This window comes from Faecalibacterium sp. Marseille-P9590 (assembly GCF_017377665.1).
Taxonomy (GTDB): domain Bacteria; phylum Bacillota; class Clostridia; order Oscillospirales; family Ruminococcaceae; genus Faecalibacterium.
Genome location: NZ_JAFREF010000028.1, coordinates 1 through 835, shown reverse-complemented (window position 1 = coordinate 835; position 835 = coordinate 1). Strand labels below are relative to the sequence as shown.

Sequence of the window (835 nt, the reverse complement as noted above, 5' to 3'; positions counted from 1 at the left end):
TGGATTCGTGTTTGTCATTTTTACGATTTGCTCTTTGGCTGAGCAGCTAGGGCGCCTCACTGTCAGTGTTTCCCTTTCTCTTCCCTCCTTCTCCGCTTCTTTCTTTCTTTCTCTCCTCCTCCCTCTTTTTTCTTCTCCCCCTCCCCTCCTTCCCTCTCCTCTCCCCCTCCTCTCTCCTTCCTTTTTTTTTTTTTTCCTTCTCTCCTTTTTTTTTCTCCTTCTCTCCCCTCTCCTGCTTTTCTTCCCCTCTTTCTTCCCCTTCCCTCTCTTCCCCTCTTCCCCCCCGCTTTAACCGCTTTTCTTTTCCCCCTTTCTCTTCCCCCTTCCCCGGTCTCTTCTTGCCGCCACCCTCCTGATGCCTTCCCTCCGCCGCTCCCTCCTTTTTCTTCCCCTCTCCTTCTCTTTCTTTCCTTCTTCCTCCGCTCTTTCTTCCTTCCTCTTTCCTCTTCTCCTCTCTCTCCTTTTTCCCCTACTTTTTTCTCACACTCTCTTCCCTTCCTTCCCATTCCTTTCTTTTAACATCTTCCTTCCTCCCCTCCTTCCTTCCCCCTCCTTTCTTTCTCCCTTTCCTCCTTCCTCCCCTCCTCCTTCCTCCACTCGAGAGGCCGGAGGCGTCTTCTCCCCCCCCCTCCCCCTCTCTCTTTTCTTCTTTTTTTTTTTTTTCTCATCCCTCTTCCTCCTTGATCTCCTCCTACGCCTTCGTCGGCAGCGTCAGATGTGTATAAGAGACAGGGTCACGTCGGTGGGGGCCGTGCTGGGCGAGCACCACAGGAGCGTAACTGGTCTGAACGGCGTGCTGGAGAGTGAGGCCAAGAGCAGAGTCGCTGGCTTCGTC

2 protein-coding genes are annotated in these 835 nt (G+C 53.2%); both read right to left on the bottom strand.

All coding sequences use genetic code 11. From position 1 onward, the window contains the following. Positions 1-62: 62 nt before the first annotated feature. Positions 63-506 (bottom strand): hypothetical protein, encoded by a 444-nt coding sequence (locus J3349_RS13970; RefSeq protein ID WP_207677830.1) that lies wholly within the window; start codon positions 504-506, stop codon positions 63-65. 9 nt (positions 507-515) lie between these two features. Then, the gene (locus J3349_RS13965; RefSeq protein ID WP_207677829.1) at positions 516-668 is read right to left on the bottom strand and encodes a hypothetical protein; all 153 of its coding nucleotides are present in this window, start codon (positions 666-668) and stop codon (positions 516-518) included. Positions 669-835: the final 167 nt, after the last annotated feature.